This is a genomic window from Catellatospora paridis (genome assembly GCF_009720365.1).
GTDB lineage: Bacteria > Actinomycetota > Actinomycetes > Mycobacteriales > Micromonosporaceae > Catellatospora > Catellatospora paridis.
In genome coordinates, this window is sequence record NZ_ML769314.1 from 314,216 (window position 1) to 337,921 (window position 23,706).

19 protein-coding genes and 1 tRNA gene are annotated in these 23,706 nt (G+C 71.4%); 13 read left to right on the forward strand and 7 right to left on the reverse strand.

The window, feature by feature from the left end; all coding sequences use genetic code 11:
• Positions 1-76: 76 nt before the first annotated feature.
• Positions 77-1,681, reverse strand: coding sequence for a glycosyltransferase family 39 protein (locus F9C41_RS10515; RefSeq protein ID WP_155386508.1), 1,605 nt, complete (start codon positions 1,679-1,681; stop codon positions 77-79).
• Between the two features lie 98 nt (positions 1,682-1,779).
• On the opposite strand from F9C41_RS10515, the gene F9C41_RS10520 reads away from it, so the two are divergent.
• Complete coding sequence (locus F9C41_RS10520) at positions 1,780-3,450, forward strand: stealth family protein (RefSeq protein WP_155386509.1); 1,671 nt, start codon at positions 1,780-1,782, stop codon at positions 3,448-3,450.
• 101 nt (positions 3,451-3,551) lie between these two features.
• Here the strand turns inward: F9C41_RS10520 and F9C41_RS10525 are convergent, their stop codons facing one another.
• Together F9C41_RS10525 and F9C41_RS10530 are read right to left on the reverse strand one after the other, a co-directional pair.
• Complete coding sequence (locus F9C41_RS10525) at positions 3,552-5,420, reverse strand: ABC transporter ATP-binding protein (RefSeq protein ID WP_155386510.1); 1,869 nt, start codon at positions 5,418-5,420, stop codon at positions 3,552-3,554.
• Between the two features lie 57 nt (positions 5,421-5,477).
• Positions 5,478-5,969 (reverse strand): MarR family winged helix-turn-helix transcriptional regulator, encoded by a 492-nt coding sequence (locus F9C41_RS10530; protein WP_155386511.1) that lies wholly within the window; start codon positions 5,967-5,969, stop codon positions 5,478-5,480.
• An 84-nt stretch (positions 5,970-6,053) separates the two neighbouring features.
• Here F9C41_RS10530 and F9C41_RS10535 point away from each other — a divergent pair, with 84 nt between their 5' ends.
• Positions 6,054-7,289, forward strand: coding sequence for an MFS transporter (locus F9C41_RS10535; protein ID WP_155386512.1), 1,236 nt, complete (start codon positions 6,054-6,056; stop codon positions 7,287-7,289).
• Positions 7,290-7,332: 43 nt separating this feature from the next.
• Positions 7,333-7,992, forward strand: a complete 660-nt coding sequence (locus F9C41_RS10540) for a ThuA domain-containing protein (protein WP_155386513.1) — start codon at positions 7,333-7,335, stop codon at positions 7,990-7,992.
• 122 nt (positions 7,993-8,114) lie between these two features.
• Here F9C41_RS10540 and aceE read toward each other — a convergent pair whose 3' ends face one another.
• Positions 8,115-10,850: a pyruvate dehydrogenase (acetyl-transferring), homodimeric type gene (aceE, locus tag F9C41_RS10545; protein WP_155386514.1), complete on the reverse strand. Its 2,736-nt coding sequence runs from the start codon at positions 10,848-10,850 to the stop codon at positions 8,115-8,117.
• Positions 10,851-11,052: 202 nt separating this feature from the next.
• Here aceE and F9C41_RS40630 point away from each other — a divergent pair, with 202 nt between their 5' ends.
• The 4 genes from F9C41_RS40630 to F9C41_RS10565 all read left to right on the forward strand — a co-directional run bounded on the left by F9C41_RS40630 (position 11,053) and on the right by F9C41_RS10565 (position 16,479).
• Positions 11,053-11,589 (forward strand): hypothetical protein, encoded by a 537-nt coding sequence (locus tag F9C41_RS40630; protein WP_196279708.1) that lies wholly within the window; start codon positions 11,053-11,055, stop codon positions 11,587-11,589.
• Between the two features lie 33 nt (positions 11,590-11,622).
• A complete protein-coding gene (locus F9C41_RS10555) occupies positions 11,623-12,027 on the forward strand; it encodes a secondary thiamine-phosphate synthase enzyme YjbQ (RefSeq protein WP_155386515.1) in 405 nt (134 codons plus the stop codon).
• A 171-nt stretch (positions 12,028-12,198) separates the two neighbouring features.
• Positions 12,199-14,751: a glycoside hydrolase family 9 protein gene (locus tag F9C41_RS10560; RefSeq protein ID WP_230689533.1), complete on the forward strand. Its 2,553-nt coding sequence runs from the start codon at positions 12,199-12,201 to the stop codon at positions 14,749-14,751.
• 156 nt (positions 14,752-14,907) lie between these two features.
• A complete protein-coding gene (locus F9C41_RS10565; RefSeq protein ID WP_155386517.1) occupies positions 14,908-16,479 on the forward strand; it encodes a DUF4139 domain-containing protein in 1,572 nt (523 codons plus the stop codon).
• 122 nt (positions 16,480-16,601) lie between these two features.
• Here F9C41_RS10565 and F9C41_RS10570 read toward each other — a convergent pair whose 3' ends face one another.
• On the reverse strand, positions 16,602-17,528 hold the full coding sequence (locus F9C41_RS10570) for a metallophosphoesterase family protein (RefSeq protein WP_155386518.1): 927 nt from the start codon (positions 17,526-17,528) through the stop codon (positions 16,602-16,604).
• A 101-nt stretch (positions 17,529-17,629) separates the two neighbouring features.
• Here F9C41_RS10570 and F9C41_RS10575 point away from each other — a divergent pair, with 101 nt between their 5' ends.
• The 4 genes from F9C41_RS10575 (at position 17,630) to F9C41_RS10590 (ending at position 21,469) form a co-directional block, all read left to right on the forward strand.
• A complete protein-coding gene (locus tag F9C41_RS10575) occupies positions 17,630-19,954 on the forward strand; it encodes a thiamine pyrophosphate-dependent enzyme (protein WP_155386519.1) in 2,325 nt (774 codons plus the stop codon).
• A gap of 318 nt (positions 19,955-20,272) precedes the next feature.
• On the forward strand, positions 20,273-20,716 hold the full coding sequence (locus tag F9C41_RS10580; RefSeq protein WP_155386520.1) for a DUF3052 domain-containing protein: 444 nt from the start codon (positions 20,273-20,275) through the stop codon (positions 20,714-20,716).
• A gap of 93 nt (positions 20,717-20,809) precedes the next feature.
• Complete coding sequence (locus F9C41_RS10585) at positions 20,810-21,268, forward strand: peroxiredoxin (RefSeq protein WP_155386521.1); 459 nt, start codon at positions 20,810-20,812, stop codon at positions 21,266-21,268.
• 126 nt (positions 21,269-21,394) lie between these two features.
• Positions 21,395-21,469 (forward strand) — tRNA-Val (locus tag F9C41_RS10590).
• Positions 21,470-21,532: 63 nt separating this feature from the next.
• On the opposite strand, the gene F9C41_RS10595 is transcribed toward F9C41_RS10590, so the two are convergent.
• Positions 21,533-21,688: a site-specific integrase gene (locus F9C41_RS10595; RefSeq protein WP_155386522.1), complete on the reverse strand. Its 156-nt coding sequence runs from the start codon at positions 21,686-21,688 to the stop codon at positions 21,533-21,535.
• Between F9C41_RS10595 and F9C41_RS10600 the strand changes: the two genes are divergently transcribed.
• Together F9C41_RS10600 and F9C41_RS10605 are read left to right on the forward strand one after the other, a co-directional pair.
• Positions 21,687-21,845, forward strand: a complete 159-nt coding sequence (locus F9C41_RS10600) for a hypothetical protein (protein WP_155386523.1) — start codon at positions 21,687-21,689, stop codon at positions 21,843-21,845. The two genes, F9C41_RS10595 and F9C41_RS10600, sit on opposite strands and share 2 nt — an antisense overlap.
• A gap of 91 nt (positions 21,846-21,936) precedes the next feature.
• The gene (locus F9C41_RS10605; protein ID WP_155386524.1) at positions 21,937-22,422 is read left to right on the forward strand and encodes a hypothetical protein; all 486 of its coding nucleotides are present in this window, start codon (positions 21,937-21,939) and stop codon (positions 22,420-22,422) included.
• A 583-nt stretch (positions 22,423-23,005) separates the two neighbouring features.
• On the opposite strand, the gene F9C41_RS10610 is transcribed toward F9C41_RS10605, so the two are convergent.
• A complete protein-coding gene (locus F9C41_RS10610) occupies positions 23,006-23,614 on the reverse strand; it encodes a hypothetical protein (RefSeq protein ID WP_155386525.1) in 609 nt (202 codons plus the stop codon).
• Between the last annotated feature and the right edge of the window lie 92 nt (positions 23,615-23,706).

Genomic DNA, 23,706 nt, shown 5'->3' on the forward strand with positions numbered 1-23,706 from the left:
ACCAGGTTTGCCGCGGGTGTCCCCGGATACGCGAAAGGCCCACCCGGCGGGTGGGCCTTTCGCGTCGTGCTCGCCGCTACGGCTGGGCGGGGGCAGGCTGCTCGCGGACGAGCAGGGCCACCGCGACGCCCTGGGTGCGCTGCGCGAACACCGTGGTGAACTCGTCGCGCAGCAGCTCGGCACGAGCCACCGGCATGTCCGCGAAGAGGTCCCGGTCGGGCGCCGAGGTCACCAGCCAGATCCGGGTGACGTCCTTGGCGCACTCGGCCGGGTCGGCACACTCCACGGCCTCGAAACTGCCCCGGTCCTGGCCCCGCACGGACACGAAGACGTCCTTCGGCCCGTCGAGATCGCGCAGCTCGAAGGTCATCCCGCGGCGGAACGTCCGTGGACCGCCGTAGGACTCGCCGCCGTAGGCGATGGCGTCGCCCGGCAGCAGGCGCGGCCGCATGATCTCCGCAGCGGTACGCAGATCGGCCTGGTTGCCGGCGGGCAGCGTGCGGGCCTCGACCTGGCCCGGCAGGCCGAGCAGGGCCAGCGCCGCCAGCGCGCCCAGCGACACCGCCCACGCGGGCCCGTCCCCGGCCAGCGCCCGCCGGGGCTGGCCGGGGACGGCCGTGGCCGGCGGGACGGGGGACGCGGCCCGTGCCGCGGCCGCGCGGGCCGTCGGGGTCAGCGCCGCCACCCGGGCCGACATCTGCCGCAACGTGCAGGCGGCCAGGAGCACCCAGGCGGGCACGGTGAACAGCAGGTACCGCGACAGCATCATGTTGATCACCGGGGTGAGCGCCAGCACCGCCGCGGGCGGCAGCAGGGCCCAGGCCAGCAGGAAACGGCGGCGCGGTTCGGCCAGGCGCACCGACAGCAGCGCCAGCGCCAGCACCGCGAGGCCGCTCCAGAGCGAGCCGAAGGTGCTGGTGATGAACTCGCGGATCGACTCCTCGCCGCGGTCGCCGATCCAGCCGATCTGACCGGTCTGCCGCTTGCCCAGCCACAGCAGCGGGGCGACCGGCAGGCCGCCGGCCGCGGTGGCGAGCACCCAGTTGCGCAGCGCTTTCGACCGCAGCCCCGCGGCGCCGATCACGGCCACCGCATACGCCGCCAGCACCGTCAGCGCGACCAGGTGCGACCAGCCGATGGCGGCCACCACCAGGGCGTACGGCACCCAGCGCCGCCACCGGTCCGGCTGCTCCAGCGCCCGCAGCAGCAGGAGCGCGCCCGCCACCGAGAACGCCAGCGCGAACGCGTACGGCCGGGCCTCCTCGCCGTAGCGGGACACCGCGGGCAGCAGCGCGAACAGCAGCCCGGCGACCAGCCCGGCGCCGGGGGAGAACAGCCGCCGCCCGAGCGCGCCGATCAGGCCCGCAGCGGCGGCCATGGCCAGTGCCGAGGGCAGTCGCAGGCTGGTCAGGCTGTCGCCGAAGAGGGCGACCCACGCGCGGGTGAACAGGTAGAACGGCGCGAACACCGCATCTACCTTGGACAGCAGGAGTTGCAGCTGGTCGGTGGACAGCGAGGCCGCCCACCAGGTGGCGTACTCGTCGCGCCAGAGCGCGCGCCGGTCGTGCCCGACCAGCACCACCAGCAGGGTGACCAGCGCCGGGATCGTGATCGGAAGGCTGCGGGCGAACCGCGAGCCGAGCGGAGCCGCCTCGAGGGCGTGCGGTTGTGGGCGGGTCAAGCGTTGACCCCCTGACAGCGGAAAACGGCAGTAAACATGAATGTCCTTATTAATCAAATACGCAGTCTTATGCGGCTTATATACTATGTTGGGTTGTTGTGAAGCAGATTGTCAAACGCCTCCTGCCGAGGCCCGCCCTGCGTGCCGCCGCCTACCGGCTCCCGCTGCGCCAACGGGTCCGCATCGCCAAGTTGCTCGTCGGCGGAACGGCCCGCACCCGGACCCCCGGCGTGGCGAACCCGGCCCGCGGGTCCTCGCCCGCCCACGCGTGGCACGACAATCTGCAGACCGTGACCGGGCTGCTGGAAGCAGACGGCGTCGACTACTTCTGCGTGCCGCACACCGACCCCCGGCGCAGCGCCGTCGCCGTCGCGGCCGAGCACCGCGCCCAGGTGCTCCGCCTGCTGCGCGGCAGGTCCGGCGGGGACGCCGTGATCCGGACCCTGGACACCGCCGGACGCCGGGTCAGCCCGCAGCGCTGCGCGATCGTGCAGGTCTACCGGGCCGCCGCGGGCCCGTCGGCCATGCCGCTGACCGAGGACGCGTACGCCTGCGAGATCGAGTTCTGGTCGACCGTGAAGCAGCAGGGCTGGCAGGCCCCGCGTCAGGTCGGCCCGCGCAACCACAAGGTCGGCACCGTCGTCAGCGTGGACAACCCCACGCAGTACGTCGCCGCCGCGCGCCTGTCCGCGTTCGTGCCGCGCGACGCCGAGCCTCGCTACCGCAGCCGCGCCGTGTACGCCGAGCCCGGCCCCAACGACGTGCAGTTCCCCATCGACGTCGTCTACACCTGGGTCGACGGCGACGACCCGGCCTGGCGCAGCCGCAAGGCCCAGGCGCTCGGGGAGGACGAGGACGACTCGTTCGCCGGGCTGGCCACCAACGCGTCCCGGTTCACCTCACGCGACGAGCTGCTCTACTCGATGCGCTCGCTGCACGCCTTCGCGCCCTGGGTCAACCACATCTACCTGGTGACCGACGACCAGACGCCGTCCTGGCTCGACCCGACCTCGCCGTACGTCACGCTGGTCTCGCACAAGGAGATCTTCGGCGACGTGGGCCGGCTGCCCACCTTCAACTCGCACGCGATCGAGTCGCGCCTGCACAAGGTGCCCGGCCTGTCGGAGCACTTCCTCTACTTCAACGACGACATGATCCTGGGCCGGCCCGTGCTGCCCACCCAGTTCTTCTTCGCCAACGGCGTGGCCAAGTTCTTCCCGTCCAGCTCGCTGGTGGACGTGAACCCGCCCGCGCCCGCCGACGCGCCCGTGGACGTCGCCGCGAAGAACAACCGGCGGCTGCTCCAGTCGCGCTTCGGCACACAGCTCTACCAGAAGATGCGGCACGTGCCGTATCCGCTGCTGCGCGCCGTGCTGGAGGAGATCGAGACCGAGCTGCGCGAGGAGTCGCACGCGACCGCCTCGCACCAGTTCCGCGACCGCGGCGACCTGTCCATCCCGTCGTCGCTGGCGCACTACTGGGCGCACAGCACCGGGCGCTCGGTGCCCGGCTCGATCAGCCACGTCTACATCGACCTGGGCCGCCTGGTCGCGCCGATCATGCTGGCCCGGCTGGTGCGCCAGCGCAACGTGGACGTGTTCTGCCTCAACGACACCAACTCGGTGGCCGGGGAGATGGACGAGCAGACGGCGATGGTGCGCGACTTCATGGAGGCGTACTTCCCGTTCCAGGCACCCTGGGAGCAGGCCGGCCGCATGGACCTCACCCAGCGCACCGCCGAGCCCGTCACCGTCGCGATCCCCGGCTGACCCCACTAGCAGGGCCTGGCGCGGCACCGCGCCCCGCCCACCGTCCCCGACCCGTTCTTTAACAGACGGAGGTCTGGTCGCGGGCGCGACGGGACGGTTGGTCAGGCCGGGTCGGGGGCGGGGTCGACGAGGAACTGGTGGGCGGCGAGTTCGCGGTAGAGGGGGCTGGTGTCGAGGAGTTCGGCGTGGGGGCCGGTGGCCACCACGCGGCCGTGCTCCAGCACCACGATCTGGTCGGCGTCCACGACGGTGGACAGCCGGTGCGCGACGATCAGCAGCGTGCGCCCCTGGGCGACGGTGTCGATGGCCGCACGCAGCGCCGCCTCGTTGCGCGCGTCCAGGTTGCTGGTCGGTTCGTCGAGCAGCAGGATCGGCGGCTTGGCCAGCAGCGTACGGGCGATGGCCAGTCGCTGCCGCTCCCCGCCGGACAGCAGCACGCCGCCCTCGCCGACCTGCGCCTCCAGCCCCAGCGGGGTCCGGTCGACCAGCTCGTCGAGGTTGACCGCGGCGAGCACGGCGCGCATCTGCTCCTCGGTCGCGTCGGGGGTGGCCAGGCGCAGGTTCTCCCGCAGCGTGCCCGCCAGCACCGGCGACTCCTGCTCGACGTAACCGAGCCGGGACCGCAGCGTCTGATGGCTCAGCTCCCGCACGTCCACGCCGTCCACGCGCAGGCTGCCCGAGGTCACCTCGTAGAACCGCTCGACGAGGGACAGCAGCGTGGACTTGCCCGCGCCGGACGGCCCGACCAGCGCGGTACGCGTACCCACCGGGGCCCGGAAGCTGACCTCTCGCAGCACCGGCTCCCCGACGCGGCCCTCGGCGTCGGTGTAGCCGAAGCCGACCCGGTCGAACTCGATCGCCGGAGTCCCAGCCACCGCTGCACGGGCCGACGCCGCCGCACCGGCCGACCTGGCCGAGCCGGACGACGGCTGAGCGCCCGCCGAAGCCCTCGCGCCCCCGGTCGGCGCGGTCGCCGTGTCGGCGCGGGCACCCTCCAGCGGGATGACCAGCACCTCCTCCATCCGCTGCAGCGCGCCCAGTCCGGCCTGTAGCTGGGTGTACGCGTTGAGCGCCTGGCCCAGCGGCATCACCAGGAAGAACACGAACAGCACGAAGGCGACCAGGTCGCCGACGGTGATCGCGCCGGATGCGACCCGTGCCCCGCCGACGCCCAGCACCAGCAGGAACGAGCCCTGGATGGTGGTCACCATGGCGGGCTGCACGATCGCCTGCAACCGGGCGATCCGCACCCCGGCCTGGTACGCCTGCTCGGCGCTGTGCGCCACGGTGTCGGTCTCGCGGGCCTCGGCGCGGCTCGCCCGGATCGTGCGCGCCGCGGTGATCGACCGCTCTACCGCCGCGGTCATCTCGCCGAGGCGCGCCTGCGCGTCGCGGGACATGCCGCGTACCTTGCGGGCGAAGAAGATGCCGCCGGACAGCCCGATCACCAGGCCGATCAGGGTGACCCCGAACAGCAGCGGGTCCAGCAGCACCATCGCCGTCGCCGCGCCGACCACCATGATCGCGCCGCTGACGGTGTCGAACAGGCCGGAGGTGACCACGGCGCGCAGCAGTGTGGTGTCCGCGCCGACGCGGGACAGCAGGTCACCGGTGCGGCGCTGGTCGTACTCGGCGATGGGCAGGCGCAGCAGGTGCCCGGCCAGCCTGCGGCGGGACGTGAGGACCAGGCCCTCCGCGGTGCGCTGGAGCAGGAAGTGCCGGAAGCCGTCGACCGCGGCGACGCCGACCAGGGTCGCCACCAGCGCGAGCACGCTCGGGCCGATCGGCGTGCTCGCGCCGAGCCCGTCGAGCACGTCGCGGGTCAGCACCGGCTGCAGCAGTGTGCCTGCGGTGGTGACCAGGGACAGTGCGGCGACGAGCAGCAGCGAGGAGCGGTGGGCGCGCAGGTACGGCCAGAGGGTGCGCAGCCCTACCTTGGGCAGCGCGCTGGCGGGGTCTTCCGGGGGCATGTCCCCGACACTAGCCGCCGCGCCACAACCACCGTCCTGAGCTGCTGCTCGGCGGCGTCAGCGCTGCTCGGCGGCGAGCATGACCCGGCGCAGCAGATCGGCCAGCGTCCGGCGCTCGGCCGCGTTCAGGGCGCCGAGCAACCGGTATTCCTCATGGCCCAGCACGTCCATCGCGCCGAGCCAGGCGGCGCGACCGGATTCGGTGAGCTCGATGTCGACCCGCCGCCGGTCCGAGACGGAGTGGGTGCGGCGGATGAAGCCGCGCTGCTCCAGCCCGTCGAGGCGGCCGGTGACCGTCGCCGGTGCCATGGCCAGGTCGCCGGCCAGCTCCGACGGCGCGGCGCGGCCGCCCCGCCCGGCCAGCGAGTGCAGCGTGTCGAACTCGTGGCGCTGGAGGTCGAAGTCGACGAGCGACTGCTCGCGTACCCGTCGCAGGTGGTCGGACAGCTTTTTCATCCGTGTCACCGCGGCCTCGACGTCGGGGTCGAGGTCGGGCAGCACGGGCAGCCAGCGGGCGACGTGCGCGTCCACCCGGTCGCGAGGCTCCATGCCGGTGATCCTATGACGGCGGTGATCCCTCGGTGCCAGATTATTCGTTGACAAATAGTTTGATACCGAAATATCTTCGACGGCATGGCCCACCCCCTGCGCCAACGCGCCTTCCGGCTGCTGTTCCTCGGCCGCACCCTGTCCTCGCTGGGCGACTTCGTCATCCCCGCGGCGCTCGCCATCGCCGTGCACCACGCCACCGGATCCAGCGGCGCGCTGGCCCTGGTGCTGGGCTGCGCGATGGTGCCCCGCCTGGTGCTGCTGCCGCTGGGCGGCGTGCTCGCCGACCGGCACGACCCGCGCCTGGTCGCGCTCGCCGCCGACCTCGTCCGGTGCGCCGCGCAGGCGTTCGTCGGGTGTGCGCTCATCAGCGGAGACCCGGTGCTCGCGCACCTGGCGGTGGCGTCGGCGGTGGGCGGAGTCGCCTCCGCGTTCGCCATTCCCACCACATCACCGCTGGTCGCCGGAGTGGTGGACGCTCCGCAGCGGCAGGCGGCCAACGCCGCGATGGCCATCGCCACCGGCGTCACCCGGCTGGCCGGGCCGGCGCTGGCCGGGGTGCTGATCCTGTCCGCCGGAGCGGGCTGGGCGTTCGTGCTCGACGGCGCCTCGTTCGCGGTCAGCGCGATGCTGCTGGCCGTCATCCGGGTGCGCCGGGTGCCGGTCGAGCGCCGCACCCTGCTCGCCGACCTGGCCGCGGGCTGGGCCGAGGTCCGCTCCCGCGACTGGTACTGGAGCAGCCTCATCGCCCACGCCGCGTGGAACGGCGTCGCGGCGGTGCTGATCACGCTGGGCCCGGCCATCGCCGTCGACCGGCTCGGCGGCGACGCGACCTGGGTGCTCGTGCTGGAGGCCGGTGCGGTGGGCCTGCTGCTCGGCTCCCTGGTCGCGAGCCGGGTGCGCCCGCGGCGTCCGGTGCTGGTGGCGAACCTGGGCCTGGCCACCTACGCGCTGCCGCTGGCGCTGCTGGCGTTCGCCGCCCCGGCCCCGGCGGTCATCGCCTCGTACGGGCTGGCGATGGCGGCGCTCGGCTTCCTCAACCCGGTGTGGGAGACGGTCGTGCAGGCCGAGATCCCGCCGCAGGCGCTGGCCCGGGTGACGTCGTACGACTGGCTGTGCTCGCTGGCGGCCACCCCGGTGGGCTACGCGCTCGCGCCACTGGCCGCGGCAGCCTGGTCGCCTCAGGTCCCGCTGCTCGCCGCAGCGGTCGTGGTGGCCGTCGCCTGCCTCGGCACGGTGCTCGCCCCCGGGGTGCGCCGAATCGGCCTGCCCGTGCCGCCGGTCCCGGCCGCTGTCGAGCCTGTCGCCGCCGTCCGGTGACCAGCCCTCGTCGTCCGGGAGGAAAGCGTTTACCCTGTTCGCCATGCGTAGCGCGTTGATCGTCCGCGGTGGAGCCGACTTCCACGACCCCGTCGGCACCACCGACAGCTTCCTGCCATACCTCAAGGAGCAGGGCTTCACCGTCGACACCGCCGACGACCTCGCCGTGTACGACGACGCCGCGCTGCTCGCCCGTACCGACCTGATCGTCAACTGCTGGACCGCGGGCGGCGACGAACTCACCCCGGACCGCGCCGCCAATCTCGACCACGCCGTCCGCACCGGCACCGGCCTCGCGGGCTGGCACGGCGGCATCGTCGCCGCGTTCACCGAACGCCGCTACCAGTGGCTCACCGGCGGCTGGTTCACCTGCCACCCTGGCGACTTCGTCCCGCACACGCTCACGGTCCGGCCGGAGCGCGCCGACCACCCGATCGTCGCCGGGATCAGCGCGGTCGCCCTGCACACCGAGCGCTACTGGATGCTCGCCGACCCGCTCAACGACGTGCTGGCCACGATCACCTTCCCGGTCGAGGAGGGCGAGCCCTGGGGCGAGCCGGTGACCCACCCGGCGGTGTACACCCGGCAGTGGGGTCTGGGCCGGATCTTCGTCTCGACCGTCGGGCACCACCTGCCCGACCTGGACGTGCCTGAGATCCGCACGCTCACCGAACGCGGCCTGCGCTGGGCCGCCCGCGGGTAGGCCCGCCGCCGCCCGGTCGGGGCAGGACGAAGGCCCCGCGACAGCAGGTCGCGGGGCCTTCGTGGTTAAGAGGGGCACCTTCTACCACGTATAGCGATGTGAAGGTGCCCTTCCTTCGCTCGTCAGGAGTCGCCGCCGGTTTCGCCGGCGGGGGCCGCCAGGACGTCGTCGATGGCGTACTTGCGGGCTGCCTCGGCCGGGGCGGTCGCGGGGACCTCACCGGCGCGGGCGAGCTGGGCCAGGACCGCCACGACGACCGACTCGGCGTCGACGTTGAAGTGGCGGCGCAGGGCCGAGCGGGTGTCGGACATGCCGAAGCCGTCGGTGCCGAGCGAGGTGTAGTCGCCCGGGACCCAGCGCGCGATCAGGTCCGGGACGGCGCGCATCCAGTCGGACACGGCCACCTTCGGGCCCGGCGCGTTCTGCAGCGCGCGGGTCACGTACGGGACCTTGGCGGGCTGGTCCGGGTGCAGCAGGTTGTGCCGCTCCGTCTCGATCGCGTCGCGGCGCAGCTCGGTCCAGCTGGTCGCCGACCACACGTCGGCGGCCACGCCCCAGTCCTCGGCCAGCAGCTGCTGGGCGCGCAGCGCCCAGTGCAGGCCGACACCGGAGGCCATGATCTGCGCCTTGGGGCCCTCGACCGTCGCCGGCGCGTACCGGTACAGGCCCTTGAGCAGGCCCGCCACGTCCACGTCGGCGGGCTCCGCCGGGTGCACGTACGGCTCGTTGTAGACGGTCATGTAGTAGAAGATGTCCTCCGGCGTCTCGCCGTACATCCTCTTCAGGCCGTCCTCGACGATGTACGAGATCTCGAAGCCGAACGCCGGGTCGTACGCCACCGCGGCCGGGTTGGTCGCCGCGATGAGGTGCGAGTGCCCGTCCTCGTGCTGCAGGCCCTCGCCGTTGAGCGTGGTGCGGCCCGCGGTGGCGCCCAGCAGGAAGCCTCGCGTCATCTGGTCCGCCGCCGCCCACAGGCCGTCGGCCGTACGCTGCCACCCGAACATCGAGTAGAAGATGTACACCGGGATCATCGGCTCGCCGTGCGTGGCGTATGCGCTGCCCGCGGCCGTGAACGAGGCGACCGAGCCGGCCTCGTTGATGCCCTCGTGCAGGATCTGCCCGGCGGTGGACTCCTTGTAGGACAGGAACAGCTCCCGGTCCACCGAGGTGTACGTCTGCCCGTGCGGCGAGTAGATCTTCGCGGTCGGGAACAGCGAGTCCATGCCGAAGGTGCGCGCCTCGTCGGGGATGATCGGCACCCAGCGGTGGCCGATCACCTTGTCCTTCATCAGGTCCTTGAACAGGCGGACGAAGGCCATCGTGGTGGCGATCTTCTGCTTGCCGGAGCCCTTCTTCAGGTCCGCGTAGACCTTGTGCTCGGGCAGCTGCAGCGGCACGTGCTTGGTGTTGCGCGAGGGCAGCGAACCGCCCAGCGCCGCACGCCGCTCCATCAGGTAGCCGATCTCGTCGCTCTTGGCACCCGGGTGGAAGTACGGCGGCTCGTACGGGTTCGACTCCAGGGCCGAGTCCGGGATGTCGAGGAAGAGGCGGTCGCGGAAGCTCTTCAGGTCGTCCAGCGTCAGCTTCTTCATCTGGTGCGTGGCGTTGCGGCCCTCGAAGTGCGAGCCCAGCGTCCAGCCCTTGATGGTCTTGGCGAGGATGACCGTCGGCTGACCGGTGTGCTCGGTCGCGGCCTTGTAGGCGGCGTAGAGCTTGCGGTAGTCGTGGCCGCCGCGCTTGAGACCCCAGATCTCGTCGTCGGACATCGTCTCGACCATCTTGCGGGTGCGCGGGTCGCGGCCGAAGAAGTGCTCGCGCACGTACGCGCCGGACTCCGCCTTGTAGGTCTGGTAGTCACCGTCGGGCGTCACGTTCATCAGGTTGACCAGCGCGCCGTCGGTGTCCTGGGCGAGCAGCGGGTCCCACTCCCGGCCCCAGACGACCTTGATGACGTTCCAGCCGGCGCCCCGGAAGTACGCCTCCAGCTCCTGCATGACCTTGCCGTTGCCGCGGACCGGGCCGTCCAGGCGCTGCAGGTTGCAGTTGATCACGAAGGTGAGGTTGTCCAGCTCCTCGCGCGCGGCCAGGCCGATCGCGCCCAGGGTCTCCGGCTCGTCCATCTCGCCGTCGCCGAGGAAGGACCATACTCGCTGGTCCGAGGTGTCCTTGATGCCGCGGTGGTGCAGGTAGCGGTTGAACCGCGCCTGGTAGATCGCGTTCAGGCCGCCCAGGCCCATGGAGACCGTGGGGAACTCCCAGAAGTCCGGCATCAGGCGCGGGTGCGGGTACGACGGCAGGCCGCCGCCCGGGTGCGTCAGCTCCTGGCGGAACCCGTCGAGTTGGTGCTCGGTCAGGCGGCCCTCCAGGTACGCGCGCGCGTACATACCGGGCGACGCGTGGCCCTGGTAGAAGATGTGGTCGCCGCCACCCGGGTGGTTCTTGCCCCGGAAGAAGTGGTTGAAGCCGACCTCGTAGAGCGAGGCGGACGACGCGTAGGTCGAGATGTGCCCGCCGACGCCGACACCGGGGCGCTGCGCCCGGTGCACGGTCATGGCCGCGTTCCACCGGATGTACGCGCGCAGCCGGCGCTCGATGTGCTCGTCGCCGGGGAACCACGGCTCGCGCTCGCTGGGGATCGTGTTGATGTAGTCGGTCGTGGTCAGCGGGGGGACGCCGACCTGCCGCTCACGAGCCCGCTCCAGCAGGCGCAACATGACGTACCGGGCGCGCTTGGCGCCTCGCTCGTCGATCACTCCGTCGAGCGACTCCACCCACTCGGCCGTCTCCTCGGGATCGATGTCCGGGAGCTGGCTCGGCAGGCCGTCGCTGATCACCGGGCGCTTGCGTTCGGTGGCCACAGGCGTTCCCTCGTAGTTGTAGTGATGATCGGTCTAGACACAGAGTTTGTCTGTTCGACCCATCCTGCCCCTCCGGTGGGGGATTCGTCACGCGTACCGCCGTCCGATGCGACACGCGACACGCATACTGACCAGTAACATTTCGGTCGGCTTCACGACCGGGAGCGCTATTGAGTGGTGTACGCCGATTAGATTGCCGCCCATGCGACGACTCCTCGGTCTCCTTCTCATCGCATACGGATTCCTGCTCGCCGTCAACACGACCTTCCCCCTCCTGGCCGATCTGGGCGGGGAAAAAGTGACGGCAGGGATCACCGGTGACGAAGTGAGCTGCCAGCAGGACCTGCTGGCTCCGCCTTACGCGGGCATCTACGGCAACTGCAAGCTCAGCTGGGTGAACGGCCCGCTCCGCGACAGCGGCCGGGTGGTCGGCGCAGACGTCGCCGCCGCGGTCGATGCCAACAAGACCGCGGTCCCGGCGGTCGCGATCACCGGCATGGAGGGGTACGCCTTCCTGCCGCCCGCGGGCCTGGAGCGCATCGCCGGCTTCGCCGCCCCGCTGGTGATCGTCTTCGGCCTGGTCCTGCTGTTCGCCCCACGCAAGCGCCGCCGCCGCAGCGGCCACTCCCACGGCCAGCACGACCACGACGATGACGACGACTACGACAGCGACGACTCCGGCGACTCGGGGGACTCCGGCGGCGACGGTGGCGGCGACGGCGGTGGCGGCGGCGACTGACCTCGCGGCACGGTGCTGTCCTAAGTTGTCCTCATGGACAGCACCGTGCTCACCGTACGCACCGGCTCGCGCGCGAGCGTGGTCGATCTGACCGACGAGGCCGCGAAGTTCGTCGCGGGCCGGGGAGACGGCCTGCTGCACGTGTTCGTGCCGCACGCGACGGCCGGTATCGCGATCATCGAGACCGGCGCGGGCAGCGACGACGACCTGCTCACCGCGCTGGAGCACGTGCTGCCCGCCGACAACCGCTGGCAGCACCGGCACGGCTCCCCGGGTCACGGGCGTGATCACGTGCTGCCCGCCTTCGTGGCCCCGTACGCCAGCCTGCCGGTTCTGGGCGGCCGCATCGCTCTGGGCACCTGGCAGTCGATCTGCCTGGTCGACACCAACGGCGACAACCCCACCCGCCAGGTGCGCCTCTCCTTCCTCGCCGGCTGAAACTTCCACGCCTCCACTGCGGGGGCGATTGACACTCCGGAAATGTGGCGGCAATAATTCATGAGCGCAGATGGGAGCGCTCCCAGATCCTCCGGCGCATTCCGGCTGCTCACGCCCGCTTTCGATGCAACACCGATCGCTCCATCGAAAGGACCCCCAGTGCGTAGACCCGTGCTGATCGCGCTGGCCGCCGTGGCCGGGCTCGTCTCGACGAGCCTGACCGCGGCCGCCGCCTCGGCTGACGCCCCCGAGCAGATCGTCAACGGCACCTTCACCTCCGGCCACGCCCCCTGGTGGGGGACCGGCAACATCACGCTCGACTCCAGCGGCGGGCAGCTGTGCGCCGACATCCCGGGCGGCACGGTCAACCCGTGGGACGTGATCATCGGGCAGGACAACATCCCGCTGGTCGCGGGGGAGACGTACAGCTACACGTTCACCGCGAGCGCGACCCCCGACAAGGTCGGCAAGGCGCTCATCCAGCTGCCGGTGGACCCGTGGACGCAGTTCCTCGCCGCGAACCCGCTGATGACCGGCACTGCCACCGGCTACTCGTACACCTTCACCGCGCCCGTCTCCCTTCCGAACGCGCAGGTGGCGTTTCAGATCGGTGGCAGTGCCTCCCCCTGGCGGCTCTGCCTCGACGACATCTCCCTCAAGGGCGGCGCCGCGCCCGAGGTCTACCAGCCCGACACCGGCCCGCGGGTGCGGGTCAACCAGGTCGGCTACCTGACCAAGGGCCCGAAGAACGCCACCGTGGTCACCGAGGCGACCTCGGCGCTGCCGTGGCAGCTGAAGAACGCCGGCGGCGACGTGGTCGCGAGTGGGAGCACCACCCCGCGCGGCGTGGACGCCAGCTCCGGCCAGAACGTCCACTCGATCGACTTCAGTGGGTACGCGGTCGCGGGCACCGGCTACACCCTGGTCGCCGACGGCGAGACCAGCCGCCCGTTCGACCTGGCCGGCAACCTCTACGCCGGGCTGCGCGACGACGCGCTGAAGATGTTCTACACGCAGCGCTCCGGCATCACGATCTCCGACGCCCTGCGGCCCGGCTACGGCCGCCCGGCGGGCCACGTCGGCGTCGCGCCGAACAAGGGCGACACGTCCGTGCCCTGCCAGCCGGGCGTCTGCGACTACTCGCTGGACGTCTCCGGCGGCTGGTACGACGCCGGTGACCACGGCAAGTACGTCGTCAACGGTGGTATCTCGGTGTTCCAGCTGGTCAACGAGTTCGAGCGGGGCAAGTGGGCGGCCACCGCCCAGGCGTTCCCCGACGGCCAGCTCAACCTGCCGGAGAGCGGCAACGGCGTGCCGGACATCCTCGACGAGGCGCGCTGGCAGCTGGAGTTCCTGCTGAAGATGCAGGTCCCGGCCGGTGAGCCGCTGGCGGGCATGGCCCACCACAAGATCCACGACAGCGAGTGGACCGGCCTGCCCTTGCTACCGAACCTGGACGACAAGCAGCGCGAGCTGCACCCGCCGTCGACCGCGGCGACGCTGAACCTGGCCGCCGCGGCGGCGCAGGCGGCCCGCGTGTACGCCCCGTACGACGCGGCCTTCGCGGCCCGCAACCTGGCCGCGGCCCGCACCGCATACGCGGCGGCGCTGGCCCACCCGGCGATCTACGCCAGCCCGGCCGACGGCACCGGCGGCGGCACCTACGACGACGTCGTGGTGAGCGACGAGTTCTACTGGGCGGCCGCCGAGCTCTACCTGACCACGGGGGAGAGCCAGTACCAGGCCGCGGTGACCGGCTCGCCGCTGCACACCGCCGACGTGTGGAGCAGCAACGGCTTCGGCTGGCAGTCGCTGGCCGCGCTGGGCCGCCTCGACCTGGCCACGGTGCCCAGCGCGCTGCCCGGCCGGGCAGCGGTGCGCGCCTCGGTGGTGTCCGGCGCGGAGGAGTACCTGGCCGCGATCGAGGCGCACCCGTACGGCGTGCCGTACCAGCCGGCGAACAACTCCTACGACTGGGGCTCCAACAGCGGGATCGCCAACAACCTGGTGGTGCTGTCGGCGGCCTACGACCTCACGGGTCAGGACCGGTTCGCCGACGCGGTGACGCAGGGCGCGGACTACCTGTTCGGCCGCAACGCGCTGAACATGTCCTACGTGACCGGCTACGGCGAGGTGAACTCGCACAACCAGCACAGCCGCTGGTACGCCCACCAGCTCAACCCGGACCTGCCGAACCCGCCGAAGGGCACCCTGTCCGGCGGCCCGAACTCGTCCATCCAGGACCCGCTGGCGCAGCAGAAGCTGACCGGCTGCGTCGGGCAGTTCTGCTACATCGACGAGATCGACTCGTGGTCCACCAACGAGCTGACCATCAACTGGAACGCCCCGCTGGCCTGGGTGGCGGCCTTCCTCGCGGGCCAGGGCGACGGCGCGAGCGCGCCCGCGCCCACCTGCAAGGTGACCTACACCAAGCACAGCCAGTGGAACGACGGGTTCAACACCCAGATCACCGTCAAGAACACGGGCTCCACCGCGGTCAACGGGTGGACGCTGCGCTGGTCGTTCCTGGGCGGGCAGTCGGTCGACGACATCTGGAGCGCCTCGGCCGCCCAGTCCGGCGCGTCCGTCAGCGCGACGAACCTCGCCTGGAACAAGGTCATCGCACCCGGGCAGTCGGTGACCTTCGGGTTCATCGGCGACCCCGCGAGCGGCCCCAACCCGAACCCGGCCCTGTTCACCCTGAACGGTGCCGCCTGCGCGTAACACCTCCTCCCTGGAGTACGGGGCGGTCACGGCATCCGGCCGTGGCCGCCCCGCCCCATTTGGGGCGCTTCCCCTGAGCCCGTTTGGGTAGCCTCATTTCATGAGCGAACGAATCGTCGTACCAGCGGAACGTGCCGGACACGGCGAGGTGCGGGCATGACGCTGAGCGCAGACGGCCCCGACCTGGTCGACGCCCCGATCGTCGCCGTCACCGTGTTCCCGGACCGGGCGCGGGTGACCCGGCGCGGCACGGTGACCCTGGCGCCTGGCGAGCACCGCGTCCCGTATGGACCCCTGCCGCTGAACCTGCTGCGCGACTCGGTGCGGGTGTCCGGGCACGGCCCGGCGACCGTGGCCGGGGTGAACGTGGTGACCCAGCGTGAGCCGGTGACCTCGCACGCCACGGTCACCGCGCTGGAGGCGGAGCTGCGCGAGATCGAGGCCGCGATCGCGGTGTTGAACGACGCCGATGCGGTCGCCACGGCACGCGAACGCTTCCTGGGCCGGCTGGCCATGCGCGGTGCGGGGGCGCTGGCCACCGGTGAACCCACGGCCGCGGCACGGTTCGCCGACGGCCTGGACGAGCAGCTCACCGCGATCCACGCGGCCCGCCGCAGCCGCGAGCGCGAGCGGCTCGACCTGCACCGCCGCCGGGAGGCGACCGAGCGGCGGCTGATGGACCTGCGCGGCAGCACCCGGCCGGACCGGCTGGTCGCCGAGGTCCTGCTGGAGGTCGACGGGGACGGCGAGATCGAGCTGGAGCTGTCCTACGTGGTGCCCGGCGCGAGCTGGAGCAGCGGCTACGACCTGCGGCTGGCCGGGGAGACGCTGTCGCTGACCTGGCACGGCATGATCACCCAGCGGACCGGCGAGGACTGGCCGGAGTGCGCGCTCAAGCTGTCCACGGCCCGCCCGGCGGGCGCGCTCGAGGTGCCCGAGCTGGACCCCTGGTTCGTCGACGTGCTGCGCCCGATGCCGGTCGCCTACGCCGCCGCCGCGATGCCGATGTCCGCCCCGCCGCCACCCGCTCCGGGGGCCGCGCCGATGCAGACCATGATGCCCAAGGCGCGGGCCGCGGTGCGCGAGACCAGCGCGAGCGTGGAGGAGGGGCCGGTCGCGGCGACGTACACCCCGCTCAAGCCGGTGGCCGTGCCCGCCGACGGCACCGCGCACCGCACCCTCATCGCGCGCTTCGACCTGGCCGCCCGCCTGGACCACATCACCGCGCCGGTACGCGCCGAGGAGGCCACCCTGCGCGCCACCGTCCTCAACACCTCCGGCCACACCCTGCCCGGCGGCTCCGCGGCCCTGTTCCACGAGGGCGACTTCGTCGGCTCCACCCGCCTCGACCCCTGGGCCCCCCAGGAGGAACGCGAACTGGCCCTCGGCGTCGACGACCGCGTCCGCGTCGAACGCGAGCTGGTCCGCCGCTCCGCCAGCAAGGCCACCCTGGGCTCGTCCCGCCGCACCGACGCCGAATACAAGATCACGGTGGCGAACCACAGCCCCCGCCAGGTCAGCGTCACCGTCCTCGACCAGCTCCCCGTCTCCCGCGACCCTCAGATCACCGTCAAAGAACTGAGCGCCAAACCAGACCCCGCAGAACGCTCCGACCTGGGCGTCTACACCTGGCAGCTCACCCTGCCCGCGAACACCACCCAGGAAATCCACTTCGCCCTCCGCGTCGAATCCGCCAAGGGCGTCGACATCTCCGGCTGGCGCGACTGACCCACCCACCCCACAAGATCGAGACGATCTTGCGCGGGCTGTGGGGATGACACGCCCATATCGGGCATATCCCCAACAGTTCACGCAAGATCGTCGCGATCTTGGTGGGCAGTGAGGCGGGGTCAGTGGCAGGTGTCGGCGCCCTGGTCTTGGAAGGTGGCGCCGGCGGGGGAGACGAACTTCCAGGTGTAGAAGTCCTGGTAGAGGGAGAGCTTCAGGACTCCGAAGGTGTCGGCGCTGCGGGCGCGGGAGTTGGGGGCGATGTTGTCCTTGCTGAAGCCGTTGAGACCGCCGCCGCCGGTGCCGACGGTGAACTGGCGGACGCCCTTTTCCTTGTCGAGCTCGCCGTCGGGGGTCTGCGGGGCGAAGCGCTCGTAGTGGTGGTTGTGGCCGTTGAGGACGAGTTCCACGCCGTGGTCGTAGAGGAGCTGGAAGAAGGGCTTCACGCGGGGGTCGGCGCCGTGCTTCCAGCCGGAGGTGAACAGTGGGTGGTGCCACATCGCCACGGTGCACTTGGCGTCGGATGACTCCAGCTCCTCGCGCAGCCATTCGGCCTGCTCGGAGTCGTCCTCGCAGTCGACCAGGTCGCAGGTGGAGTTGAGCACCAGGACCTGCCAGCCGTTGAGCTCGTACGAGTACCAGCCCTTGTCCTTCTCGCCCGCGGCGTCGCCGAAGTAGTCGTAGTACGGCCCGCCGTCGTCGGTGCGCATGTCGTGGTTGCCGATGGCCGGGCGGGTGCGGTCCTTGTGGCGGCCCCAGTAGGGCTCGTAGCACTTCTGGAACTGCTCGGCGGTGCCGGCCACGTACGCGTTGTCGCCGAGGGTGAACACGGTGCCGGGGATCCGGTCGAGCAGCTTCGCCGTGGCCTCGTCACCGTCGCTGAGGCAGCTGCCGATGTCGCCCGCGCCGACCAGCACCGCGGGTTCCTCTGCGGCGGCGGGCGCGGCCGCGGCCAGCGCGGCCGGTTGCTGGGGCGCGAGCGCGGCGAGCAGGCCTATGCCTGCGGCGGCGAGCAGAAGACGACGGACACGGGGGGACCGGTGAGCCATGACGCAGATTATGGGTAAATCTGGATAAATCGTCCATCTTGCAGGGCGGTGTGGCGTGTCCGATCACCGATCCGGGTGGTCGCCCCTGGCACCTCTGGGTAATGCTGTGCAGCGTGAGCACCTCTCATGATCTCGACGAACGGTTCCGGAGCGCGCTCGCGGCGTGGCCCGCCAGCACCCCGCCGAACGGCGATCCGCATGCGACGGTGCGCCCCGACAGTGGCCTCACCGGGACCATGGCCAGGGAACTCTTCGACGCGCAGGTCACCAGCAGGCACCTGGACCTGGCCGCGCGGCGGCTGCGGGCCGACGGCGCCGGGTACTACACCATCGGCTCGGCCGGGCACGAGGGCAACGCGGGCGTCGCCGCGGCGCTGCGCCCCACCGACCCGGCACTGCTGCACTACCGCTCCGGCGCCTTCTACGCCGCGCGCGCCGCCCAGCTCGCCGAGGGCAAGGTCGACGCCATCCGCGACGTGCTGCGCGGCGTCGTGGCCAGCGCCGCCGAGCCGATCGCGGGCGGGCGGCACAAGGTCTTCGGCAGCACCGACCTCAACGTCATCCCGACCACCTCGACCATCGCCTCGCACCTGCCCCGCGCGGTCGGCCTGGCGTTCGCCGTCGAGCGCTCCCGGCAGGGCCTGGACGCCCGCGGCCCCAGCGGCCGGCACGCAGCCGACTCCGGGCAGCCTGTGCTCGTGCCGCCCGCCTGGCCCCGCGACGCCGTCGTGCTCTGCTCGTTCGGCGACGCCTCGGTCAACCACGCCAGCGCCGTCGCCGCCTTCAACACCGCCGGCTGGTCCGACTTCACCGGGCTGCGGCTGCCCCTGCTGTTCGTGTGCGAGGACAACGGGCTGGGCATCAGCGTGCGCTCACCCGCCGGCTGGGTCGGCGAGACCCTGCGCTCGCGCCCCGGCATCCGCTACTTCCACGCCGACGGCTGCGACCTCGCGGACACGTACGCGGTGGCCCGCTCCGCGGTGTCCTGGGTGCGCCGCCACCGCCGCCCCGCGGTGCTGCACCTGCGCACGGTGCGGTTGATGGGCCACGCCGGGGCCGACGCCGAACTCGCCTACCGCACCCCCGCCGAGATCGAGCACGACCTGACCCTGGACCCGCTGCTGCGCACCGCGCGCCTGCTCGTCGACGCCGGGCAGGCCAGCCCGATGGAGCTGCTCAGCCGGTACGACGAGATCGCCTGGCGGGTGCAGCAGACCGCCGCCCAGGTCCGTGACGAGCCGAAGCTCGCCTCCGCCGCCGAGGTCGTCGCTCCGCTTGCCCCGCGCCGCCCGCTGCGCGTCGCCAAGACCATCGCGCGGGCCGGGGAACGGGCCGCGGGCGCGGCGCTGGCCGAGCGCCACCGCATCTTCGGCGGCAAGCTGCCCGAGCAGTCCGGCCCGCAGACCCTCGCCCAGGCCGTCAACGCCACCCTGTCCGACCTCATGATCAGCCATCCGCAGGCGATGGTCTTCGGCGAGGACGTGGCCCGCAAGGGCGGCGTCTACGGGGTCACCAAGGGCCTGCGCGACCGCTTCGGCCCCGCCCGGGTCTTCGACACCCTGCTCGACGAGACGTCCATCCTCGGCCTCGGGCTCGGCGCCGGGCTCGGCGGGCTGCTGCCCATCCCCGAGATCCAGTACCTGGCGTACCTGCACAACGCCGAAGATCAGCTGCGCGGCGAGGCCGCCAGCATGCGCTTCTTCTCCCAGGGTGCCTACCGCAACCCCATGGTCGTACGCATCGCCGGGCTCGCCTACCAGAAGGGCTTCGGCGGCCACTTCCACAACGACAACTCCGTCGCCGTGCTGCGCGACATCCCCGGCCTCGTCGTCGCCGTGCCGTCGCGCGCCGACGACGCCGCGGCCATGCTGCGCACCTGCGTCGCCGCGGCCGAGGTCGACGGCACGGTCAGCGTCTTCCTGGAGCCCATCGCGCTCTACCACACCCGTGACCTGCACGCCGACGGCGACGGCGGCTGGCTGAGCCCGTACGCCGCACCCGACCGCTGGGCCGACACGCACGTGCCCGTCGGCCGCGCCCGCAGCCACTCCTACGGCACCGGGGACCGGCTCACCGTGCTCACCTTCGGCAACGGCGTACGCATGTCCCTGCGGGTCGCCGCCCGGCTGGCCGAGGAGGGCCACGGCTGCCGCGTCGTCGACCTGCGCTGGCTCGCCCCGCTGCCGCTGGCCGACATCGTGCGCGAGGCCGGCGCCACCGGCCGCGTGCTGGTCGTCGACGAGACCCGCCGCTCCGGCGGGGTCGGCGAGGGAGTGCTCGCCGCGCTGGTCGACGCCGGCTACGTCGGCCTGGCCCGGCGCGTCGCGGCCGTGGACACCTTCCTGCCGCTCGGCCCCGCCGCCGACCACGTGCTGGTCGGCGAGGACGCCATCGAACGCGCCGCCCGTGCCCTGCTGGCCGCCTGAGCCCCCGCGCGGCCGCCTGAGCCCCGCCGGTCGCCGCGCGGGGGCTCAAGATCGCTCGATTTGCCAGGCAGGTGGGCGAAAAGCCGTCCAAGATACGCACAGGTGCCCGGCAAGTCGGATGATCTTGAGCGGACGCGGTCCCGCGCCGCTCCGTGAAGCGCCTGAGCCGCGTTTTTGGCGACCCGCCGAGGCCGCCACTTGCGCTGGGCGCTAGAACTGTGTGGACTACCCGCAGTCGGCTGTGACGCCGACGACAATAATCGAGTGATCCCGCAGCGAACTGCGGGTGTCCGGAAAACGAAGAGGAGGCACAAGACAGTGAGCGCGACCGCTGGTCAGGCCGCCGAGGGCGTACGCAGCCTGGCGGACCGGTTCGGCATCGAGCCGGACATGGTGGTCATGGAGATGGGGTACGACGACGACGTCGACTCCGAGCTCCGTGACGCCCTGGCCGACGCATGCGGATCAGATCTGGTGGACGAGGACACCGACGAGGTCGTCGACGCGGTCCTGGTGTGGTACCGCGAGGACGATGGTGACCTGGTCGACCTGCTCGTCGACTCCATCGCCCCGCTCGCCGAGAGCGGCGTGGTGTGGCTGCTGACCCCCAAGTCGGGTCGGCCCGGGCACGTCGAGCCCAGCGAAATCAGCGAGGCGGCACCCACCGCCGGACTTACCCAGACTTCCACCCTCAGCGCCGGCAAGGACTGGAGCGCGGCGCGGTTGGTGGCCCCGAAGGCGGCGCGCGCGCCCAAGCGCTGAGCTCCGCCGCGGACGACGAGCGGCCTGCCCCGACCGGCAGGCCGCCAGGCACCCCTGCGATCATGGAAGCTTCACCGATCGTGGGGGCACATCATGCCGATCGAGGCGGGCGCGACGGCGCCGGACTTCATGCTGAAGGACCAGAACAACCAGGAAGTCAGGCTGTCCGACTTCCGCGGTGACAAGAACGTGCTGCTGGTCTTCTACCCGCTCGCCTTCACCCGCACCTGCGAGGGCGAGCTGTGCGAGATCCGCGACAACCTCAACGACTTCGCCAACGACGGCACCCAGGTGCTGTCGGTCAGCGTCGACTCGGTGTTCGCACACAAGGTGTGGGCAACCGAGCAGGGCTACGAGTTCCCGCTGCTGGCCGACTTCTGGCCGCACGGCGGCGTGGCCCAGGCGTACGGCGTCTTCAACGACGACCGGGGGTTCGCCAACCGGGGGACGTTCGTCATCGACAAGGCGGGCGTCGTCCGGTACGCCGAGATGAACCTGCCCGGTGAGGCCCGTGATCAGGACGCCTGGCGCAAGGCGCTCGCGGCGCTCTGAGCCCGATTCATGATCGCGTTCCCGCTCCGTCGGGGCGGGGACGTGGTCATGGCGGGCGGATAAGTCCCGTGAGGGCGGGGTCGCCGGTCAGGTAGGATGTGCCGGTTCGTGTCGGCGCAGCCGAGCGGGCGTGTAGCTCAGCGGGAGAGCATCCGCCTTACAAGCGGAGGGTCGCAGGTTCGAACCCTGCCACGCCCACCAGCACAAACGGGCTGCTACAAGCGGGAATTACCCCCGTGTGTAGCAGCTCGTGTAGCAGTGGGGTCAATCCAAGTGGTCATCGAGACGCTTGGCCGCCTGGCGGATCGCTTCGAGGTTGGTGCGAGCGTAGACCTTCAAGGTGATATCCACGTCGGCGTGCCGGGCCAGCGCCTGGACCGTGTGCGGGGGCACGCCGAGTTCGAGTAGCAGCGTCACCATGGACCAGGTGGACCTGCGGCGAGAGTACTTCTACGCCACCCCCGCCGAAGTCCGGGAGTTGCTGAGCGAGATTGCTGGCCAGCACCTGCTCGAGTACCACGAGACGCCCGAAGCCCTGGAGTGGCGAGCTAGTCGCGCCAGCCTGGGAACAGATTGAGCGAAGCGGCCAGATCGACCACGCTTAGCAGGGGCAGCGCGGCGTCCGTCCGCGCCTAGCATGTACGTCGAAACGACGGCAAGGAGACCAGATGCCTATACGGATCCGGATAAGACCCGATGCGCAGTATCTGATGTTGCTCGGACTCGTCTGTGTCCCGGTGGTACTCGGCGTGATCGTGGGCGGTGGCACCGGCACAGCTGTAGCGGTCGCGGGCGCGGCGTTCCTGGTCCTGGCCGCGTTTCCCGTGGTGGTGAGCACGCTGCTGCGGGTGCCGGTCCTCGTGATCACTGATGAGGGCCTCCGGATGCCGCTGATGGGGCCGGCGTTGGGCTGGGACGAAATCGCCGACGTGCGCGATGATCTGAAGGTCACCGGATCGCGTCTGGTGCCGGTGCTGCTGATCGTCCCGACCGAACCGCAGGACGCGGTCTGGCGGTTGCGGCCGTGGCTGCGCGGCGAAGGGCGGGCCAACCTGGCGCGGTTCGGCACGCCGTTGGTGATCCAGGGCGGGTCGTTGAGCTGGTCGCTGGCAGACATCCGCACGGCCATCCGGGATCGAATAGACCAGTCCTGACCTGGGCGGAGCTCGGCGTCGGCGGTGCCGGGACGCGCGGCGACCGGGACAATCTCGGGGCGGCGGTCGGTGGGCATTGCCGCAATGCCCCGCCGGGCCGTCATCCCGCCGGTCGGACGGGAGGCCGCTGTTGATCTTTCCTGTCACCATTGTCACCACCTGTCACCGCGGCCACCTCGACCCCCGCTAACTTCGCTGAGCCGCCATGAAGCGGGAGGAAGCACCGTCAAGGCTGCGTTGACGGTGCTCGGTCCGCGTCCGGATGCCATGCGGTGTCAGGCCGTCTCCAGGCCGTCAAAGGGCGACCTGCGCCGACCAACGATGACGACGACACCAGAGTTTGCCCTTGGTAGACCTGCCGAACCCTGTCCCGGTCCACGTCTACGCCAGGCAGAACACTGTTTACTGAACCGCTGAGCCACTCCAGGACGGTGCCGGCAGTTCGCCGCCGAAGAAGTACGTCGCGCTGGATACACCGTCGAACTCGCCAGGGTCGCGCGGCCGGTGACCGTGGTCAGGTGACTTCGAGGATCGACGCCGCGGGCGGTGCGGGTCTCGCCCGCACCGCCCGGAGCAGGCGGGCTCAGCAGAAGTCGGTGCCGCCCTCGTAGCTGGACTTCAGGTAGGCGGCGTCGCCGGCGATCATCGCGAAGACCTTCTTGCTCTGGTCGAGGTCGAATAGGATGCCCCGCCCGGACGTCGTGGTGACCAGGAGCGCGGCGCCGCCGTTCAGCTCCTTGGCGAGGCTGCCGTAGATCGACGACACCGCGGCGAGGGTCATGCCGAGGCGGGCGCCGGACGGCGTCGGGACCGTCTTGGACCGGTTGACCGCGAGGTAGAGCACGCCGTCCGGACGGAACTGCAGCCGGATGTCCTTCCACACGCCGGTGCCGCGGGCGGTGGTGTTGGCGGGGCAGGTCTCCGCACCGGTCTTGACCTCCTCCAGCAAGCCGCCCGCCTTCAAGGCCTCCAGGTTCGCGCCGATCGTGTACGGGCCCGCGCCGTCAACGGTGAAGTTGATCGCTGGGGAGGGTGACGGCGACACTGCCGGGCTCACCGACGGGATGGGGGAGGCCTCCGCGGACACGCTCGTCTGCGCGCTGGGCGTCGACGTGGTAGGGGTGGGTTCGTCGTCGCCGCAACCGGCGAGGACGGTGACGGCGAGCAGGGCGAGGCAGGCACGACGCAGCATGTGCTGAGTGGAGCGGATCGGCGTTGGTTGCGCTATCAGCAAACCGACTCACGTTGCGCACCTCACGGCCGCCCGCCCGCGACACCTGCCGC